A 14930-nucleotide genomic window follows, 5' to 3' on the forward strand; every position below is an offset into this window, starting at 1 on the left:
GCGATGGGCAGGACAAACGCGCGGTTGCAGCGATTCAAAAAGGCTACCATGGTTACCTTTGTTAACGCCTCGCCAGCGCGTGTTTTCGAGTCGGGGTTTCGCCATCATGCTCAAGCGTATTCAAATTCAACACCTCACTCTGGGCATGTACCTGCATGAGTTTTGTGGCTCCTGGATGGAGCATCCTTTCTGGAAGGCCAAGTTCCTGCTGAAAGACCCCAAGGACCTTGCCCGCATCCAGGCCACCGCCATCCACGAGTGCTGGATCGACACCGCCAAGGGCCTGGATGTCGCCGTCGGCACCACATCGGAGTCCCGCGAGGAGGTGGACGCGCGTATCGAGACCAACTTCAGCCGGCTCGAAGACCTGCCCCCTCTGGAAGTGACGCTGCCCGTGCCGCAGCCCCCGGTGCGCGACCGCCGCCCCACCGACATGGACAGTGAACTCAAGATCGCCGCCGCTATCTGCGTGCAATCCAAAACGGCAGTGGTCTCGATGTTCAACGAAGCGCGCATGGGCCGCGCGGTGGACTCCGCCAGCGCGGTGGGGCTGGTCGAGGAGATTGCCGATTCCGTCGCACGCAACCCGGGCGCGCTGATCAGCCTGGCACGCCTGAAGACTGCTGATGACTACACCTACATGCACTCTGTGGCCGTGTGTGCGCTGATGGTCGCACTGGGGCGCCAGCTCAAGCTCAACGATGAGCAGACGCGACTCGCAGGCCTGGCTGGCCTGCTGCATGACCTGGGCAAGGCCGCGATCCCGCTGTCGGTGCTCAACAAGCCGGGCAAACTCACCGACGCGGAGTTCGTGGTGGTGCGCAGCCATCCGGTGGAGGGTTATCACATGCTCAAAGCTGGCGGCAAGGTGCCCGACGCGGTGCTCGATGCCTGCCTGCACCACCACGAAAAAATTGACGGCTCCGGCTACCCCGACAAGCTCAAGGGCGAGAGCATCAGCGTGATTGCCCGCATGACTGCGATCTGCGATGTGTATGACGCCATTACCTCTGACCGCCCGTACAAACGCGGCTGGGACCCCTCCGAATCCCTGCGCCGCATGGCCGAGTGGACAACCGATCACTTTGACGCACGGTTTTTCCAGGCGTTTGTCAAAAGCATCGGCATCTACCCGGTGGGCTCACTGGTGCGCCTCACATCGGGGCGCATTGGTGTCGTGACCGAACAGGTGCCCACGGCCCTCACAACGCCGAGGGTCAAAGTGTTCTTTTCAACCAAGTCCGATCTGCGCATTCCCGCCGAGCTGGTGGACCTGGCTGCGCCGGGCTGCAACGAAAAAATCGTGGCCCGCGAAGACCCCGACAAATGGCGCTTTCCGGACCTGGCCGAGCTGTGGTCGGGGTTTGCCGACAAGCCCTGGTAGCTCCCTGCGCGCCATCCACCCCGCATCTGCATCCGCATCCGCACGCTGTGCCCGCCCTGATCACCCTCACCCTCAACCCGGCGCTGGACCTGGCCACCCGCACCGACCATGTGGCCCCCACCCACAAGCTGCGCTGCAGCCCCGCGCAGCGCTTTGCGGGCGGCGGCGGCATCAACGTGGCGCGGGTGCTGCACCGCCTGGGTGCCGATGTGCAAGCGTGGGCGCTGACCGGGGGCGCAGCAGGCGCACAAGTGCAGCAGTTGCTGGCCGATGAGGGCGTTGCCACCATGCTGCAGCCCATTGCAGGCGACACGCGCGAGAACTTTTCGGTCGTCGAGACCACCACCGGCCAGGAGTTTCGGTTTGTGCTGCCCGGCCCCACGCTGCACGCCAGTGAGTGGCAGGCCTGCCTGAGTGCACTGGCGGCACAAACCCCACCGCCGCGCTGGCTCATTGCCAGCGGCAGCTTGCCGCCCGGCACGCCCGACGACTTCTACGCCCAGCTGGCGCGTGCGCTGTCCACCCGGGGGGCGCAAGTGGTCATCGACACCTCGGGCCCACCATTGGCTGCCGCGCTGCAGGCCGGTGTGGCCCTGGTCAAGCCCAGCCTGCGCGAGCTGCGCGAGGTGGTGCAGCAACCGCTGGAGCATGCCGCCGACTGGTGCGCCGCCGCCCAGTCGCTGGTGCACAGCGGCGCCGCCCAGACCGTGGCCCTGTCGGTGGGCGAACAAGGCGCGGTGCTGGCCACGCGTGAAGGTGTGTGGCAGGCGCCAGCGCTGAACGTGCCTGCCACCACCGGCACCACGGGCGCGGGCGACTGTTTTCTGGCAGCGCTGGTCTGGGCGCTGGACCGGGGCGATGCGCCTGCCGAGGCGCTGCGCTGGGGCGTCGCCGCAGGCGCCGCCGCGCTGCTGCACCCGGGCACCACACTGGCTCAGGCCGATGACGTGCAGCGGCTGGTGCGCAGCGTGCCCGCGCCGATGGCTCTCACCACCCGGTCATAGCACTGCGCCTGCAGGGCGCGATAGCACCACGCCTGCAGGGCGCGCGGCCCCGTGGGACAATCGCGCCTTCCGCAATTTTTACCTTGGCACGGGCCCGTTCGGCCCTCAAGCACGATGACCGATCTCTCCAGCGGCGCAGCCAGTGCGCCCCTCGCCTCCGCACCGCGCGTTTTCACCCTCAGCGACTTCGATTTTTCGCTGCCCCCTGAACTCATTGCCCAGCACCCCGCGCCCGAGCGCAGCGCCTCGCGCCTGCTTGACGGCCACGCCATGCAGCCCGTGGACCGCATCTTTCGCGAGCTACCCGGCCTGCTGCGCGCGGGCGACCTGCTGGTGTTCAACGACACGCGCGTGGTCAAGGCGCGCATCTTTGGCGAGAAGGCCAGCGGCGGCAAGCTGGAGCTGCTGATCGAGCGCGTGCTGCCCGCCGAGGCTGACAACCCGGGCAACGAAGTCGTGGCCCACATGAAGGTCAGCAAAAAACCCCTGCCCGGCAGCGTGGTGCACATGGCCGGTGGCCGCAAGGCGGGCGGCTTTGACGCCCAACTGCTGGGCCGCTGGCCCACCGAGGACGGCCCGCTGTTCCGCTTTGCGCTGCACGGCCCCGCAGGCGAGTCGCCCTGGGAGCTGATGGAGCGCCACGGCCACCTGCCGCTGCCGCCCTACATCGAGCGCCAGCAAAACACCGCCCATGACCCGGACGAGGCTGAGGACAGCCAGCGCTACCAGACCGTGTTTGCGCGCAACCCCGGCGCCGTGGCCGCGCCCACGGCCGCGCTGCACTTTGACGAAGGCGTGCTGGCCGACATGGCGGCGCGCGGCATCGAGCGCGCCAGCGTCACGTTGCACGTGGGCGCAGGCACCTTCCAACCCTGCAAGACCGAGAACCTGGCCGAGCACCAGATGCACAGCGAGTGGTACGAAGTGCCCCTGGCCACGCTGGCCGCGCTGGAGCGCTGCCGCCAGCGCGGCGGCCGCGTGGTGGCCGTGGGCACAACGACGGTGCGCACGCTCGAATCCTGGGCCCGAACCGGCCAGGCCACCGGTGACACCAACATCTTCATCACGCCGGGCTTTGACTTCCAGGTGGTGGATGTGCTGGTCACCAACTTCCACCTGCCCAAGAGCACGCTGATGATGCTAGTGAGCGCGTTTGCGGGCTACGCCCACATCATGGGCCTGTACCGGCACGCGATCGCGCAGCAGTACCGCTTCTTCAGCTACGGCGACGCGATGCTGCTGGAGCGTGCGCGCAGCACGCCGTGAGCCCCACGCATCCCGCCACCGCCTCCGGCGACGCTCTGAACCGCCATACACGGCTGCGCTCGGCCCTGGTGGGCATCGCGCTGACGGTGGTGGCCTGCGCGTGTTTTGCGCTGCTGGACACCGCCACCAAACTGGTGAGCGTGGGTGTGCCGCTGCTGATGGCGCTGTGGATGCGCTACCTGTTCCAGTCGGTGCTGACCACGGCCTTTGTGCTGCACCGCGAGGGGCTGGCCGCGCTGCGCACCACACAGCCGCGCTTTCAGGCGCTGCGCGGGGCGCTGTTCACGGCCACCAGCCTGTTTGGCTTTATCAGCATCATGCACATGCCCCTGCCCGAGTTCACGGCCGTGGTGGCCACCACACCGCTGTGCGTGACGGTGGTGGCCGCCCTGTGGCTGCACCAGCGCGTGAGCGCCTGGCGCTGGCTGCTGGTGGCCATCGGCCTCACGGGCACGCTGGCCATCATCCGCCCGGGCAGCGACGCCTTCACCTGGGCCCTGATGTGGCCACTGTGCCTGCTGGCCTCGGGCACGGGTTACCAGGTCATCAGCAGCAAGATGGCCGGGCACGAGAGCCCCGCCACCACGCAGCTCTACACGAGCTGGATCGCCACCGCACTGGTGTCGCTGGGGGTGCCGTTTGTGTGGCAGTCCATCACCGACCCGTGGCTGTGGGCGGGCATGTTCACCATGGGCCTGTCGAGCGCGGTGGGCCACATGCTGCTGCTCAACGCCTATGCGCGCACCACGCCGGTGACGATTGCGCCGTTTCTGTATTCGCAGATCGGGTTTGCGATGCTGGCGGGCTGGCTGGTGTACCGCCACGTGCCCGACGCGTGGTCGCTGGCGGGCATGGCGGCCATTGTGCTCAGCGGCGCGGCCAGCGCGTGGCTGACCGTGCGCGAGACACGTTAAGCCTGAAATAGCTGCTTGCGCCCGTTGAATAAGCGCAAGCAGCTATTAATTCAATAGCAATTCAATCACCCGCCCCAGGGCACAAATCAGAACGCCACCGCGTGCCCATCCTTGCGTGGGTCGGAACCGGCGATGTAGGTGTTGCCATTGCGCAGCACCAGCTGGGCACCGCCAAAGGCGAACACGCCGTTACCCTCTTCCACCGTCACCTCGTGGCCGCGCGCGCGCAATGCGGCGATCACGGCGGGGTCGAACCCGGGCTCCACCGCCACGCCCTTGCCGCCCGTCACGCGCCAGCGGGGTGCATCGGCGGCGGCCTGCGGGTTCTGGCCGTAGCGCAGCACGCGCAGCGCCATCTGCGTGTGGCCCTGGCTTTGCATGGGGCCGCCCATCACGCCAAAGGCCATCTGCGGCGTGCCATCGGCATGCATGGCAAAGGCCGGGATGATGGTGTGCGAAGGGCGCTTGCGCGGCGCCACCTGGTTGGCGTGGCCCGGGATCAGGTTGAAGCCGTGGCCCCGGTTCTGCAGGCTGATGCCCGTGCCTGGCACGACCACGCCCGAGCCGAAGCCCATGTAGTTGGACTGGATGAACGAGACCATCATCCCGGACGCATCTGCCGCCGCCAGGTACACCGTGCCGCCGGGGCGGGGAGCGCCGTGGCCGGGGTCGCCAGCGCGCGCGGTGTCGATCAGCGCGGCGCGGCTGCGCAGGTAGTCGGGGCTCAGCAGCGCATCCGGCTTCACCGGCATGGCATCGATGTCGGCGTTGTACTGGTGCAGGTCGACAAACGCGAGCTTCATGGCCTCGATGCTGGCGTGCACGGTCTCCACATCGTCCACCGGGTGCGCCCCGATGCCATGCGCGTCGAGCATGCCCAGCGCCATCAGCGCCGCAATGCCCTGGCCGTTGGGCGGAATCTCATGGACCACCGAATCACCAAAACGCTGGCTGATGGTGCCCACCCAGTCGGCCTGGTGCGCGGCCAGGTCGGCCAGTGTCATGGCGCCACCATGGGCCTGCGCATGCGCCACGATGCGCTCGGCGATCACGCCACGGTAGAAGGCCTCGCCTTCGGTCTCGGCAATCAGCTCCAGCGTGCGCGCATGGGCTTCGCTGCGGAAGATTTCACCCGCCTGGGGCACGCGACCATTCGGAATAAAACACTCGGCAAACCCGGGCTGCGCGCCCAGCTTGGCCGCGCCCAGCGCCCATTGCCGGGCGATGGTGGGCGACACGGGGAAACCGTTGCGCGCGTAGTCGATGGCAGGCTGGGCCAGTTGCGCAAAAGGTAGCTTGCCCAACCGCTTGGACAGCGCCACCCAGGCCGATACGGCGCCGGGCACGGTGACGGCGTTCCAGCCCATCTCGGGGATGCCGCCCAGCTTTTCAAAATATTCCGGCGTCCAGGCTGCGGGCGAGCGACCCGAGGCGTTGAGGCCGTGCAGCTCCTTGCCGTCCCACACGATGGCAAAGCCATCGCTGCCCAGGCCGCAGCCGGTGGGCTCGACCACGGTGAGCACCATGGCGGCAGCCAGCGCGGCGTCCACCGCGTTGCCACCGGCCAGCAGCATGCGCAGGCCCGCCTGTGCGGCCAGTGGCTGCGAGGTGGAAACCACGTTGCGGCCCATGACCGCGCTGCGGTGGGAAGTGTAGGGAAGGGACCAGTCGATTGGATGGGGGTTCATAACGTTTTGACTCCATGGCGCGCACACGAGCGCGCGGCTTGAAACTGGCGCGGCCAACAAACCCAACGGCGCCGAGCAAGTGCCGCCTCGCAGCGAGGGCGTCGCCCCCCGGGGAGGACGCGCCGAAGGCGACACAGGGGGCTACTTCAATCAGTCCATCGAAATTTTGTGCTGGCGGATCACGGCGGCCCAGCGGTTGCTGTCGGCCTGCACCATGGCGGCAAACTGGGCAGGGGTGCTGGGGGCTGCGGGCTCCACGCCCAGCTTGGCCAGGCTGGCCGCCACGTCAGGGGCCTTCAACACCTTGGCAAACGCCTTGTGAATGCGATCGACCAGTGCAGGCGGCGCTCCCGCAGGCAGGTACACACCAAACCAGGTCACCGAGGTGTAGCCGGGCAGGCCGGATTCGGCAATGGTGGGCAGCTCGGGCGCCAGGGCACTGCGTTTGTCGCTGGTCACGGCCAGGGCGCGCACGCGGCCACCTTTGGCATGGGGCATGCCCGTGGGCAGCGAGTCAAACAGCACATGCACATGCCCGGCGATCAGGTCCGGAATGGCCAGCGCCGTGCCCTTGTAGGGCACATGGGTCATCTCCACGCCCGCCTGTGCGGTGAACGCGGCCGAGTTCAGGTGCACGATGGTGCCATTGCCGCTGGTGGCGTAGTTGAGCTTGCCGGGGTTGGCCTTGGCATAGGCGATCAGCTCGCCCACGGTCTTGACCGGCAGCGAGTTGGTGACCAGCAGCACGCTGGGCGCGTCGGCCAGGTGGATGACGGGGGTGAAATCCTTGCGCGCGTCATAGGCCAGGCGCGGCATCAGGTGGGGGGAGATCGCGTGGGTGCTGCTGGTGGTCAGCAGCAGTGTGTAGCCGTCGGGTGCTGCTTTGGCGGCCTCGGCCGTGCCGATGGTGCCGCCGGCGCCGGGCTTGTTGTCCACCACCATCTGCTGGCCCAGGTCGGCCGCCACCCGCTGCGTGACCGCACGGGCCACCAGGTCGGTCGCGCCGCTGGCTGGGAACGGAACAATCACCCGCACGGGGCGGTCGGGCCAGGCGGCTTGCGCCTGGGCGCCCGCAGTCCAGGCCATCAGCAATACCAAGCCACACAGGCCACGACCCCAGGAGAGAAGGCGCATACAAAACACTCCACAAAAGCGGCAGAACAGATCAGATACGGCCTGACGACGCAGCGCCAGCCCGCGCACGGCAACCATCTTAGGAACGCCCCACCCGGATGACCACCACCAATTCGGCAATCAGCTTTGCCGCCACGGCAAAGCACTTCATACTTACTCTCCTGACAGGCAAACCCTGCATCGGCCGTCAATCGGCCGCCAGCCACCTTCGCCCCCATCACTGCTATCACCATAGCCCTGCCATGCGCGCCCAACTGCTGCAAGACACCACGCTACGCTATTTTCTGGAAGTGGCGCAGAGCGGCTCGCTCACCGAAGCCTCGGCACGCCTGCATGTTGCCGCCTCGGCCCTGAGCCGCCAGATCGCGGGCCTGGAGGCCCAGCTGGGCACGCCCCTCTTTGAGCGCCACCCGCGCGGCATGGTGCTGACGGCGGCGGGCGAGATTTTGGCCGTGCACGCGCGCCGCACAGTGCTGGACGCCGAACGTGCGCTGGGCGAGATCGGCGCGCTGCAGGGCCTGCGCGCGGGGCAGGTGCGCCTGGCCACGTCCGACGCTTTTGCCAACGAGCTGGTGCCACGCCTGTGTGTGGAGTTTCAGCGCACCCATGTGGGCGTTCAGTTCAGTGTGATCGCCTTGCCCACGGCCCAGGTGCCCGACGCCGTGCGCAGCGGCGCGGCCGACATCGGCCTGTGCTTCAGCCGTGCGCCCCACAAGGACATCGAGGTGGCCTACCGCCAGAGCGCACCGGTGCTGGCCCTGCTACCCCCCGGCCACCCGCTGGCCAGCGCAGGCAGCGTGACCCTGGCACAGATGGCCGAATACCCACTGGCCCTGCCCCCGGCCGAAACCACGGTGCGCCAGATGATCGACATCGTCTGCAGCCGCCAGGGCCTGCAGCTCACGGCTGTGCTCATCAGCAACCATGCCAAGACGGTGGTCAACTTTGTGCAACGGGGCGGCGGGTTGTCGGTGGCCAGCGAGATCGCCGTGCGCCACCTGGTGGCCGACCGCACCATCGTGGCCGTGCCCATCAGCGACCCCGGCATGGACCTGCGCGACATCGAGATCCAGACCCTGGCCGGGCGCAGCCTGCCGGTGGCCGCGCAAGCGTTTCTGGAGTTGCTCAGGGAGCGGCTGCCAGGTCCTGGATAGAGGGCATTTACGACCTCATCGCATCACGCCGTCGGCAGCCATTTGCAACTGGCGCGGCCAAGACCAGAGCCCCCGCGCAAGGGCCGCCCCGCCACGCCGGGGGCGCCCCCCTCAGGGGGATGGCGCCGAAGGCGACTCAGGGGGATTCATGTCGCTGGCGAAAATCCCGCGCCTTGCCAAAGTGGCCGTTGCCGATGAAGGGCACCGGTGGGCGCAGCGCCGACAGCGGCGACGGGTGGTTGGACGTGAGCACCAGATGCCCCCGGTCTGCCGGAATCCACGCGCGCTTTCCCTGGGCGTGCGAGCCCCAGAGCATGAACACCACCGGGCGCGGGCCCTCGGCCACATGGCGGATGACGGTGTCGGTCAGTTCCTCCCAGCCCTTGCCTGCGTGGCTGGCGGCCTGGCCCTCTTCCACCGTGAGGCAGGTGTTGAGCAGCAGCACGCCGTTCTTTGCCCACTTGACCAGGCTGCCGCCGGGGTTCGGGAACGGGGGGAAGGCCACGCCCAGGTCGCGCTGCATTTCCTTGAAGATGTTCTGCAGCGAGGGCGGCAGCCGCACGCCCGGCACCACCGAAAACGCCAGCCCCTCGGCCTGGCCCCGGCCGTGGTACGGGTCCTGCCCCAGGATGACCACGCGCACCTCGTCGGGCGGCGTCAGCTCCAGCGCTCGCAGCGGCTGGGGCGGAAAAATCGCCGCCCCGGCCTGCAGCCGCGCCTGCAGGAATGCGAGCAACGCCTGCCCGCGCGCGCCAGCAAAAAAGGCGCCCACCAAGGGTTGCCACCCGGGCGCCACAGGCCATGCGGCCGGGTGGGCGCTTTGCAGCTGGGTAGGTGCTTGCTCGGTTGAATTCATAGTGAAAAGTGCCTCCAGCGCTTTATTTACAAGCGCAATCAGCTATCAGCTATCAGCTATCAGCTATCAAATCAATAGTATCAAGAGGCCATATCAGGCAAACAACTCGGCCAGTGCCAGGCCCGGGTCGTCCGCGCGCATGAAGGCCTCGCCCACCAGGAAGGCGTGCACGCCAGCGTCGCGCATGGTCTTCACGTCCTGGGGCTTGAGGATGCCGGACTCGGTGACCAGCAGGCGGTCAGCGGGTACGTCCTTCAACATGCCCAGCGTCGTGTCCAGCGTCACCTCAAACGTGCGCAGGTTGCGGTTGTTGATGCCGACCAGCGGGGTCTTGAGCTTGAGCGCCCGCTCCAGCTCGGGGCGGTCGTGCACCTCCACCAGCACGGCCATGTCCAGGCTGCGGGCAATGGCTTCGAAGTCGGCCATTTGCGCGTCGTCCAGGCACGCGGCGATCAGCAGGATGGCATCAGCGCCCATGGCGCGCGATTCGTAGATCTGGTACGCATCCACCATGAAGTCCTTGCGCAGCACAGGCAGCAAGGTACTGGCACGGGCTTGCTTCAGGTAGTCGGGCTGGCCCTGGAAGAACTGCCGGTCGGTCAGCACCGACAGGCAGGCCGCGCTGACCTTGCCATCGCCTTCCATGTAGCTCTGGGCGATGTCGGCCGGCTCGAAGTCGGCGCGCAGCACGCCCTTGCTGGGGCTGGCTTTTTTGACCTCGGCAATCACCGCCGCCTGGCCCTTGGCGATCTTGGCGCGCAGCGCGCCTTCAAAGTCGCGGGTAAGCACGCGGCTCTCGGCGTCGGCACGCATGGCTTCAAAGGACAGGCGCTTTTTGGCTGCCGCTACTTCTTCGTGCTTGACGGCGACGATTTTGTTGAGGATGTCACTGCTCATGGTGCGCTGCCTTTGGGTTGTTGGTTTCGGTGTCGTCGGGCTCAGGGGAGCCCTGTTTCAGAATTTTGGTGAACACGCGTTGCATCACGAACCCGGCCACGATGAAAAGGGCAGAGACGCCCAGTGCAATCCAGGTGCCAGGGTCGCGCCACATGCCCGTGTCAGGCCGCCGTGGCCAGCGCATGCGTGCGCGCGACCACCTGCTCCAGCTTGGCCAGCGCGGCGCCCGAGGCAATCGCGGCACGGGCCTTGGCAATGCCAGCCTGGATGGAGTCGGCCACATTGGCAGCGTACAGGGCCACGCCTGCGTTCAGGCAAACAATGTCCTGCGCAGCGCCGGGCTCGCCCTTGAGCACGCCGATCAGCATCTCGCGCGACTGCTCGGGCGTCTCGACCTTGAGCGCGCGGTTGCTCGCCATCGGCAGGCCAAAGTCCTCGGGGTGGATTTCGTACTCGGTGATCTGGCCGTTTTTCAACTCACCCACCAGTGTGGCAGCACCCAGGCTCACTTCGTCCATGCCATCGCGGCCGTAGACCACCAGCGCATGTTCGGCGCCCAGGCGCTGCAGCGCGCGCACCTGGATACCGACGAGGTCGGGGTGGAACACGCCCATCAGGATGTTGGGCGCGCCCGCCGGGTTGGTGAGCGGTCCCAGGATGTTGAAGATGGTGCGCACACCCAACTCCTTGCGCACGGGCGCCACGTTCTTCATGGCGGGGTGGTGGTTGGGCGCGAACATGAAGCCAATGCCCACCTCTGCAATGCACTGGGCGATCTGCTCGGGCTTCAGGTTGATGTGGATGCCCAGGGCCTCCATCACATCAGCGCTGCCGCTTTTGCTGGACACGCCGCGCCCGCCATGTTTGCTGACCTTGGCGCCTGCGGCGGCGGCCACGAACATCGAGCAGGTGGAGATGTTGAAGGTGTTGGCACCGTCGCCGCCCGTGCCCACGATGTCCACCATGTGGGTCGCGTCCTTGACGTGCACCTTGGTGCTGAACTCGCGCATCACCTGCGCGGCAGCGGTGATCTCGCCGATGGTTTCCTTCTTCACGCGCAGGCCGGTGATAATGGACGCGGTCATGACGGGCGAGAGTTCGCCGTTCATGATGAGCCGCATCAGGTGCAGCATCTCGTCGTGGAAGATTTCGCGGTGCTCGATGGTGCGCTGCAACGCTTCCTGGGGGGTAATGGGCATGGAATGTCTCCTGGTGTTTATGCAGAGGGCTGGTCTGTGAAGGCCAGTTTGAGCCCGAAGCCGATGAACATGGCACCGGCCACGCGGTCCAGCCAGTGCATGCCGCGCTGGATCACACCAGCACGGCGGGCCATCCACGATGCGGCCAGCGCCCAGCCCACGTTGACGGGGATGGCGTTGATGTTGAACAGCACGCCCAGCAACACAAAGGCCAATGCCTTGTTGTCGGTGCCCGGCGCGATGAACTGCGGCACAAAGGCCAAAAAGAAGATGGCGACCTTGGGGTTGAGCACATTGGTCCAGAAGCCGCCCAGAAACACCTTGCCCAGCGGTGTGTGCTGCGCAGGGGCCGCCTGTGCAGCCGCCAGCGCGGCACTGTTGCCCCCGTCCGCACCGGGCTTGGACAGCAGCATGCGCACGCCCATCCACATCAGGTACGCCGCACCGATCCACTTGAGCACGGTGAACGCCGTGGCCGAAGCGGCCAGCAGCGCGCCCACGCCCACAGCGGCGGCAAAGATGTGCACAAAGCAACCGGCCGTGATGCCCAGCCCCGCCACGATGCCTGCACGCGTGCCCGCGCGCAGCGCGTTGGTCACGATGTAGAGCACGTCCGGGCCGGGGGTCAGGTTCAGCAGCCAGCCTGCGGCGATGAACATCACCAGTTGGTGGCTGTCGATGATCATGCGCGCTGGTCCAGAAAGTTCTTGAGCATGGCGTGGCCGTGTTCGGTCAGGATGCTTTCGGGGTGGAACTGCACGCCTTCGATGGCCAGCGTCTTGTGGCGCACACCCATGATCTCGCCGTCTTCCGTCCAGGCCGTCACTTCGAGCACCTCGGGGCAGGTGGCGCGCTCGATGGCCAGCGAGTGGTAGCGGTTGACGGTGAATTGCTCAGGCAGGCCTGCGAACACGCCCTTTTGCGTGGTGGTGATGACGCTGGTCTTGCCGTGCATCAGCTCCTGCGCGCGGATGATGTTGCCGCCAAACGCTGCGCCAATGGCCTGGTGGCCCAGGCACACGCCCAGAATGGGCAGCTTGCCTGCGAAATGTTTGATCGCAGCCACCGAGATACCGGCTTCCGCAGGCGAGCAAGGGCCGGGCGAAATCACCAGGCGGTCGAGCTGGCCGGCGTTCAGACGCGCTTCGATCTCGGCCACGGTGATCTCGTCGTTGCGGAACACTTCCACGTCGGCACCCAGCTCACCAAAGTACTGGACGATGTTGTAGGTGAAGCTGTCGTAGTTATCGACCATCAAGAGTTTTGTCATGCGGCGCTTCCGGCAAGGGCGGGCTCGCGCAGACGGGCGAACTCGCGGTGTTCATAGGCAATGCAGGCTTCCATGAGGCTGCGGTAGATGGTTTCCATCACGTCGGCGTCACCGCCTTCGGCCTGGGCGCGCTCGCGCACGCGGGCCACGATGGCCTCGATGCGCGCTTCATCGCGCACCTGTTCCACACCTTGCTTGATGCGGGCGGCCTGGGTCATGTAGCCCACGCGCTCCACCAGCAAGGGCACCAGCACGTCGTCCAACGCGTTCACTTCGCGGCGCACGTCCTGCATGGTGGTGCAGGGTTTGACTCGGGTGATAGCGAGGGTCATTCCAGCCCCTCCTCGACCAGCTCAGCGGCGCGCAGCAGCGCGCGGGCCTTGTGCTCGGTTTCTTTCCATTCCAGCTCGGGCACCGAATCGGCCACCACGCCCGCGGCGGCCTGCACATAGAGCGTGCCGTTCTTGATGATGCCGGTGCGGATGGCAATCGCAACGTCCATGTCGCCCGCATAGCTCAGGTAGCCGCAGGCGCCGCCGTAAAGGCCGCGCTTGGTGGGTTCGAGCTGGTCGATGAGCTCCATGGCGTGCACCTTGGGCGCGCCGGTGAGTGTGCCGGCGGGGAAGGTGGCCTTGAGCACATCCATGCTGGTCATGCCGTCGTGCAGGATGCCTTCCACATTGCTCACGATGTGCATCACGTGGCTGTAGCGCTCCACCGCAAAGGCCTCGGTCACCTTCACGGTGCCGGTTTTGGCGATGCGGCCGATGTCGTTGCGCGCCAGGTCGATGAGCATCACGTGCTCGGCACGTTCCTTGGGGTCGTTGATGAGTTCGACCTCGGTGGCCTTGTCCTTCTCGGGCGTGGCGCCGCGTGGGCGGGTGCCAGCCAGGGGGCGGATGGTGACCTTGGTGCCTTCGTCGGTCTTTTCCTGGCGCACCAAAATTTCAGGACTGGCGCCCACCACGTGGAAGTCGCCAAAGTCGTAGAAGTACATGTACGGCGACGGATTCAGCGAACGCAGCGCGCGGTACAGCGACAGGGGCGATTCGGTGTAGCGCTTGTGGATGCGCTGGCCGACCTGCACCTGCATGAAGTCACCGGCGGCAATCAGTTCCTTGGCGCGCTCCACAGCGGCGAGGTAGTCGGCCTTGGCAAAGTCGCGCTGGGCGGGGTGGCTTTCGGTGGCCTTGACCACAGGGGCGCTCACCGAATACTTGAGCTGCTCCTTGAGGTCGCGCAGGCGCTTCTTGGCCTTGGCATAGGCCTCGGGCTGGGCGGGGTCGGCATAGACAATGAGGTAGAGCTTGCCCGAGAGGTTGTCGATGACGGCCAGCTCCTCGCACTGCAGCAGCAGGATGTCGGGGCAGCCCAGCGTGTCCGGCGGGCAAGTGGTTTCGAGTTTTTTCTCGATGTAGCGCACCGCGTCATAGCCAAAGTAGCCCGCCAGACCGCCACAAAAACGCGGCAGGCCGGGGCGCAGCGCCACCTTGAAGCGTTTTTGGTAGACCTCGATGAAGTCGAGCGGGTTGCCTTGCGCCGTCTCCACCACCACGCCATCGGTGACGACCTCGGTCTTGGCCTCGGCACAAAAGCCACTGGCGCGCAGCAGGGTGCGCGCGGGCAGGCCAATGAAGCTGTAGCGCCCGAAGCGCTCACCGCCCACCACGGATTCGAGCAGGAAGCTGTGCTTGCCGCCGTCCTTGGTATGCGCCAGCTTCAGGTACAGCGAGAGCGGGGTTTCCAGGTCCGCAAAGGCCTCGACCATGAGCGGAATGCGGTTGTAGCCTTCGCTGGCCAGGCTTTTGAATTCAAGTTCTGTGATCACGGGGAGAGCTCCCAGCTGTGGCAGCGCGTGTGTCCCTGTCAATGAAAAAGGGGCGCTGCGGTCCATTCAATCGGCCTCACCGCATCGGGGTGGAGGCCACGGGTGCACGCTGGGGCTGCTGCCCAGGTGCCATCAGGCGTTCAAAGCGACAGGCTGACGCCAGGGCCAGGCTCCCCGGTCGCTGCAACCTGTGATGAACACGTGATGAATGAACATGGGCAAAGTGTAGCAAAGCTTTCTTGCACCGCGTCCGGTTCCTCGGGAGGCCGCAGCATCGGACACTTCAGCGCATTTTTGGGGCGGCAAGAGCATCCGGTGGTAGCCACCGCAGTTTTG

15 protein-coding genes are annotated in these 14930 nt (G+C 66.5%); 5 read left to right on the forward strand and 10 right to left on the reverse strand.

What is annotated here, in order from left to right; all coding sequences use genetic code 11:
* Positions 1–106 precede the first annotated feature (106 nt).
* From KI609_RS20710 to KI609_RS20725, 4 genes are all read left to right on the forward strand, one after another.
* A complete protein-coding gene (locus tag KI609_RS20710) occupies positions 107–1384 on the forward strand; it encodes an HD-GYP domain-containing protein (protein ID WP_226445411.1) in 1278 nt (425 codons plus the stop codon).
* 47 nt (positions 1385–1431) lie between these two features.
* Positions 1432–2388 carry a 1-phosphofructokinase family hexose kinase gene (locus KI609_RS20715; protein ID WP_226445412.1) on the forward strand — a complete coding sequence of 319 codons (957 nt, stop codon included), beginning with the start codon at positions 1432–1434 and terminating at the stop codon, positions 2386–2388.
* A 114-nt stretch (positions 2389–2502) separates the two neighbouring features.
* Positions 2503–3654 carry a tRNA preQ1(34) S-adenosylmethionine ribosyltransferase-isomerase QueA gene (gene queA / locus KI609_RS20720; protein ID WP_226445413.1) on the forward strand — a complete coding sequence of 384 codons (1152 nt, stop codon included), beginning with the start codon at positions 2503–2505 and terminating at the stop codon, positions 3652–3654.
* Positions 3651–4568 (forward strand): DMT family transporter, encoded by a 918-nt coding sequence (locus tag KI609_RS20725; protein ID WP_226445414.1) that lies wholly within the window; start codon positions 3651–3653, stop codon positions 4566–4568. The genes queA and KI609_RS20725 overlap by 4 nt, the downstream gene beginning before the upstream one ends.
* Positions 4569–4654: 86 nt before the next feature.
* Here the strand turns inward: KI609_RS20725 and KI609_RS20730 are convergent, their stop codons facing one another.
* On the reverse strand, positions 4655–6256 hold the full coding sequence (locus tag KI609_RS20730; protein WP_226445415.1) for a gamma-glutamyltransferase family protein: 1602 nt from the start codon (positions 6254–6256) through the stop codon (positions 4655–4657).
* A 150-nt stretch (positions 6257–6406) separates the two neighbouring features.
* On the reverse strand, positions 6407–7390 hold the full coding sequence (locus KI609_RS20735) for a Bug family tripartite tricarboxylate transporter substrate binding protein (RefSeq protein WP_226445416.1): 984 nt from the start codon (positions 7388–7390) through the stop codon (positions 6407–6409).
* A 242-nt stretch (positions 7391–7632) separates the two neighbouring features.
* On the opposite strand from KI609_RS20735, the gene KI609_RS20740 reads away from it, so the two are divergent.
* Positions 7633–8544 carry a LysR family transcriptional regulator gene (locus KI609_RS20740; RefSeq protein ID WP_226445417.1) on the forward strand — a complete coding sequence of 304 codons (912 nt, stop codon included), beginning with the start codon at positions 7633–7635 and terminating at the stop codon, positions 8542–8544.
* Between the two features lie 136 nt (positions 8545–8680).
* Here KI609_RS20740 and KI609_RS20745 read toward each other — a convergent pair whose 3' ends face one another.
* From KI609_RS20745 to trpE, 8 genes are all read right to left on the reverse strand, one after another.
* Positions 8681–9400, reverse strand: coding sequence for a uracil-DNA glycosylase (locus KI609_RS20745; protein ID WP_226445418.1), 720 nt, complete (start codon positions 9398–9400; stop codon positions 8681–8683).
* Between the two features lie 93 nt (positions 9401–9493).
* Positions 9494–10297 (reverse strand): indole-3-glycerol phosphate synthase TrpC, encoded by an 804-nt coding sequence (trpC, locus tag KI609_RS20750; RefSeq protein WP_226445419.1) that lies wholly within the window; start codon positions 10295–10297, stop codon positions 9494–9496.
* On the reverse strand, positions 10287–10451 hold the full coding sequence (locus KI609_RS20755; RefSeq protein ID WP_226445420.1) for a hypothetical protein: 165 nt from the start codon (positions 10449–10451) through the stop codon (positions 10287–10289). Before KI609_RS20755 ends, trpC begins: the two co-directional genes overlap by 11 nt.
* A gap of 7 nt (positions 10452–10458) precedes the next feature.
* Positions 10459–11496, reverse strand: a complete 1038-nt coding sequence (trpD, locus tag KI609_RS20760; RefSeq protein ID WP_226445421.1) for an anthranilate phosphoribosyltransferase — start codon at positions 11494–11496, stop codon at positions 10459–10461.
* A gap of 17 nt (positions 11497–11513) precedes the next feature.
* On the reverse strand, positions 11514–12182 hold the full coding sequence (locus KI609_RS20765; RefSeq protein WP_226445422.1) for a LysE family translocator: 669 nt from the start codon (positions 12180–12182) through the stop codon (positions 11514–11516).
* Positions 12179–12766 (reverse strand): aminodeoxychorismate/anthranilate synthase component II, encoded by a 588-nt coding sequence (locus KI609_RS20770; RefSeq protein WP_226445423.1) that lies wholly within the window; start codon positions 12764–12766, stop codon positions 12179–12181. The genes KI609_RS20765 and KI609_RS20770 overlap by 4 nt, the downstream gene beginning before the upstream one ends.
* Positions 12763–13098, reverse strand: a complete 336-nt coding sequence (locus KI609_RS20775; protein WP_226445424.1) for a chorismate mutase — start codon at positions 13096–13098, stop codon at positions 12763–12765. Before KI609_RS20775 ends, KI609_RS20770 begins: the two co-directional genes overlap by 4 nt.
* Entirely contained in the window at positions 13095–14594 is a 1500-nt protein-coding gene (gene trpE, locus KI609_RS20780) for an anthranilate synthase component I (RefSeq protein WP_226445425.1), read from the reverse strand. The genes KI609_RS20775 and trpE overlap by 4 nt, the downstream gene beginning before the upstream one ends.
* Positions 14595–14930 lie beyond the last annotated feature (336 nt).

Source organism: Acidovorax radicis (assembly GCF_020510705.1).
Taxonomy (GTDB): Bacteria; Pseudomonadota; Gammaproteobacteria; order Burkholderiales; family Burkholderiaceae_C; genus Acidovorax; species Acidovorax radicis_A.

Coding starts and splice junctions, on each gene's coding strand:
- KI609_RS20710 (WP_226445411.1), top strand. CDS start 107: ATGCTCAAGCGTATTCAAATTCAACACCTCACTCTGGGCATGTACCTG.
- queA (WP_226445413.1), top strand. CDS start 2,503: ATGACCGATCTCTCCAGCGGCGCAGCCAGTGCGCCCCTCGCCTCCGCA.
- KI609_RS20730 (WP_226445415.1), bottom strand. CDS start 6,256: ATGAACCCCCATCCAATCGACTGGTCCCTTCCCTACACTTCCCACCGC.
- KI609_RS20735 (WP_226445416.1), bottom strand. CDS start 7,390: ATGCGCCTTCTCTCCTGGGGTCGTGGCCTGTGTGGCTTGGTATTGCTG.
- KI609_RS20740 (WP_226445417.1), top strand. CDS start 7,633: ATGCGCGCCCAACTGCTGCAAGACACCACGCTACGCTATTTTCTGGAA.
- KI609_RS20745 (WP_226445418.1), bottom strand. CDS start 9,400: ATGAATTCAACCGAGCAAGCACCTACCCAGCTGCAAAGCGCCCACCCG.
- trpC (WP_226445419.1), bottom strand. CDS start 10,297: ATGAGCAGTGACATCCTCAACAAAATCGTCGCCGTCAAGCACGAAGAA.
- KI609_RS20755 (WP_226445420.1), bottom strand. CDS start 10,451: ATGTGGCGCGACCCTGGCACCTGGATTGCACTGGGCGTCTCTGCCCTT.
- trpD (WP_226445421.1), bottom strand. CDS start 11,496: ATGCCCATTACCCCCCAGGAAGCGTTGCAGCGCACCATCGAGCACCGC.
- KI609_RS20765 (WP_226445422.1), bottom strand. CDS start 12,182: ATGATCATCGACAGCCACCAACTGGTGATGTTCATCGCCGCAGGCTGG.
- KI609_RS20770 (WP_226445423.1), bottom strand. CDS start 12,766: ATGACAAAACTCTTGATGGTCGATAACTACGACAGCTTCACCTACAAC.
- KI609_RS20775 (WP_226445424.1), bottom strand. CDS start 13,098: ATGACCCTCGCTATCACCCGAGTCAAACCCTGCACCACCATGCAGGAC.